At 33.8% G+C, this 3,011-nt stretch carries 5 protein-coding genes and 2 pseudogenes; 1 reads left to right on the forward strand and 6 read right to left on the reverse strand.

Annotated elements, in window-relative coordinates; all coding sequences use genetic code 11:
• Positions 1-168: 168 nt before the first annotated feature.
• Together FTU50_RS15015 and FTU50_RS15020 are read right to left on the reverse strand one after the other, a co-directional pair.
• Positions 169-450, reverse strand: coding sequence for an addiction module antidote protein (locus FTU50_RS15015; RefSeq protein WP_000985609.1), 282 nt, complete (start codon positions 448-450; stop codon positions 169-171).
• Complete coding sequence (locus FTU50_RS15020; protein ID WP_000286964.1) at positions 451-753, reverse strand: type II toxin-antitoxin system RelE/ParE family toxin; 303 nt, start codon at positions 751-753, stop codon at positions 451-453.
• Between the two features lie 148 nt (positions 754-901).
• On the opposite strand from FTU50_RS15020, the gene FTU50_RS15025 reads away from it, so the two are divergent.
• Entirely contained in the window at positions 902-1,432 is a 531-nt protein-coding gene (locus FTU50_RS15025) for a hypothetical protein (protein ID WP_000172759.1), read from the forward strand.
• Between the two features lie 88 nt (positions 1,433-1,520).
• Here the strand turns inward: FTU50_RS15025 and FTU50_RS15030 are convergent, their stop codons facing one another.
• The 4 genes and pseudogenes from FTU50_RS15030 to FTU50_RS15040 form a co-directional block, all read right to left on the reverse strand.
• Positions 1,521-1,835, reverse strand: a complete 315-nt coding sequence (locus FTU50_RS15030; RefSeq protein ID WP_004728120.1) for a BrnA antitoxin family protein — start codon at positions 1,833-1,835, stop codon at positions 1,521-1,523.
• Positions 1,822-1,923: pseudogene (locus tag FTU50_RS15750) on the reverse strand (BrnT family toxin); the annotation flags it as partial. The gene FTU50_RS15030 and the pseudogene FTU50_RS15750, both read right to left, overlap by 14 nt.
• Positions 1,904-2,371: an AraC family ligand binding domain-containing protein gene (locus tag FTU50_RS15035; RefSeq protein ID WP_373683202.1), complete on the reverse strand. Its 468-nt coding sequence runs from the start codon at positions 2,369-2,371 to the stop codon at positions 1,904-1,906. The pseudogene FTU50_RS15750 and the gene FTU50_RS15035, both read right to left, overlap by 20 nt.
• Before the next feature lie 173 nt (positions 2,372-2,544).
• Positions 2,545-3,011: pseudogene (locus FTU50_RS15040) on the reverse strand (IS1 family transposase); the annotation flags it as partial.

Consider the following 3,011-nt stretch of genomic DNA (forward strand, 5'->3'; position numbering starts at 1 on the left):
CCAAGCAGACGTGCACAGAAAACAGCGATTGAACAACGAAATCTAAATCCTGTGCTTGACTTGGAAATGTCCATATAGGACATTTCTATTTGGTTATTAGGTAGGACATTTCTACTTGGGAATAACATAAAAAATGGAGCCTAAAGCTCCATTTTTTAATAACTTTTTTTAAATTGCTAAGCGTAAATTCAGTGCTTTTACAACTTTAATCACAGTATCAAAACTAGGGTTAACATCACCAGAAAGTGCTTTATAAAGACTTTCTCGGCCTAAGCCTGTATCTCGTGATAATTGAGCCATTCCTTTAGCTTTTGCAATGTTACCTAAAGCCTTTGCAATGAATGCGGCATCGCCATTAGATTCTTCAATACATGCTTGTAAGTAAGCCTGCATATCATCCTCTGTTTTAAGATGCTCAGCACTGTCCCATTTGCGAAGTTTAATAGCCATTTATAGCTCCTCCTCTAAATCTTGTGCCAATTGCAGGGCAAGTTTTATATCTTTACTTTGCGTAGACTTATCTCCGCCTGCTAAAAGAATAACAACCCTTTGCCCTTGCTTGCAGTAATAAATCCTATAGCCTGGCCCAAAGAAGAAACGTAATTCAGAAACACCTTCACCGACCGGCTCAGTATCTCCAAAGTTTCCATCTTCAACCCGATCAATTCGGACTTGTATGCGTCTTTTTGCCTGCTGGTCTTTTAACTTGGTGAACCAGTCATCAAAGACTTCAGTGGTATATATTGAGTACATAAGTAGAATGTATCCTATAGGATACATTTATGCAAGAAATAAACTTGATATTTGGGGCTCGAAACGGTGAATTTCGTATAACCGCCATTATGTTAAGTTAATCAAAATTCTTAATGCACCAAAACCTAAAAATTTAAATGGAGTAAAAATGACTTTAAAGGGGTTAGATATTCAAGAAGATTGTATCAAAGCTATTTCTAATGAATCTTTAATATTTGATATTAAGAATAAAGAGTTTTTAGAGGATATAGAAAATCTTTTATTACAGTATTTTCAAAATTTTAGTAATGATTTAAATGGAATTGAGTTTGATAATTTTTCTGTGGAGTTTTGGTTCGATGCAGGACAATTGATTATTTATCCTGAAAAAGATTTATTAGATCGTAAACCCTTTGAATCTGAATATGATTTAGATAGATTAGACCCTTATTTTTATCTAGTTTGTGAAGAATATAGGATATATTTTGATGACTTAATATCTCGAAAAGTAAGCGATCAAGTATCTGAAAAAGAAGCTATTTCTAAAACTAATGACGTAATTGATTGTGTAAGCAAAGCTATAAAAAATATAAATGATGAAAACAATCTTTTAAAGATGTTAGGCAGGCCTAAATTAGAAATAAGATATTTCGGTGTAACGAAAGAAGAACTTTTAGCAAAAGAAATTCTCGTGAAATGAAGTAGATATTTTTGTCGTATTAAGGAAAACTAAAATTAACATAATGGGCGTTATGCGAAGTCAAAAATGGGAGCTTAAGCTCCCATTTTTATTGATGATTTTTTAATTCTTTCAGCATAGCATCCCGTAAAATTTCATTCATTCGTGTTTGATAACCTTTGCCTTGTGCTTTGAACCAAGCAAGTACATCAGCATCTAACCGAATTGAAGTTTGTTGCTTCACTGGGCGGTAAAATTGATTTTGGCGTACAGCACTGCTCCAATCGGTAATTTCAGGAATATCTGATAGATCTAGCTGATCATCAGGAACCGTGCCTTTAGCAAGCAAGCGTTGAATTTCAGCATCTTGCTTCTCACCAAATTTCTCATTCAGCTCTTTGCGTGAGTATCTAACCATGCTCATATTTGTTTCGCTCCGCTTTAGTCACTTGCCTTGCACTAATGATTCGTATGATTTCACAGTCATCTTCATCAAAAATGGTGTGAGCCACCTAAGTTTTCTAATAAAAGATCTAAATACGTATCTTTCATCAATTGAGATTCATTGTTATTCAATATATTGTAGGTTGAAAGTATCAAATGTGAAAGTTGAGGATCAGAACGTAGGGTTGATTCGATAGCAAGTTCGATAGGCTCATTAAATATTCCTTCATAGCTTTTTTTTAACCATGCTGGATCTAAATGCATCATTTTATAAGTGAAGCCGAGAGGATCTGGTGCATTACCATCATGAACTTCTTCAGGTTCAAGCATGAAAGTTTGACCTTGATAGCTATCAATAATTTTTTTTCTACAATTGAATTGTTGATGTCCTAACTCTGTTACCCCTATAAGATAACTTGAGTGTAGATGAGGATCGTATGCAAAGCCTTTGAAGTGGGCATGAATTAGTTCTATACCTGTAGACTTATCCTGTGTGACATTGACCCAATTGCTCATATTTACTTAATTAGTCCTAATGGATTTAGCTTATCAAAAATTATCTAATGAAGAAATTCTAAAATTAACATAATACACCTTATACAAAATGCCCTTGTAAGCCCTTAATCAAGGGCATTTTTAGTCTCTACTTAACATAAAATTTTGGTGGTGCTTCAAAAAGTATGCTGCCTTTAAATGAAGCCATTATTGATGTAAAAGAAAAGAAGGCTAAATCAAAAGCTTTAAAATGGTTTTCAAGCTTTTTTGAAAAATTACAGCTTCTTCTGAAGCTACGCCTAATTCTATGCCTTATTTTGCAATTATTGCCTTCAATACCTACAGTAAAAAATTTACCAATACTTTGCTTACCATTTTTAAAAGCAGTGATGAAACTGTCCCAATGATCACTTGCAATTCGGGTGTAGTGAATATCTAATTGTTTAAGCTTTGTCTTCAATTGTTAGACTGTAGCTAAATCTCGTTTACCCCAAACATAAGCAACAATTTCACCTGTTTCTCGATGATAGGCGTAAATAAGCCATTGTTTATTCTTTTTATTTCCAACAAAATTCCAGAACTCATCTACTTCGAGAGATTCATAATGACTTTGCTGAGGCTGAATTTCATAGGTTGATTCAGTTAAAGTACGTAAAACTTT

Source organism: Acinetobacter sp. YH12112 (assembly GCF_013418945.1).
Lineage (GTDB): Bacteria > Pseudomonadota > Gammaproteobacteria > Pseudomonadales > Moraxellaceae > Acinetobacter > Acinetobacter indicus.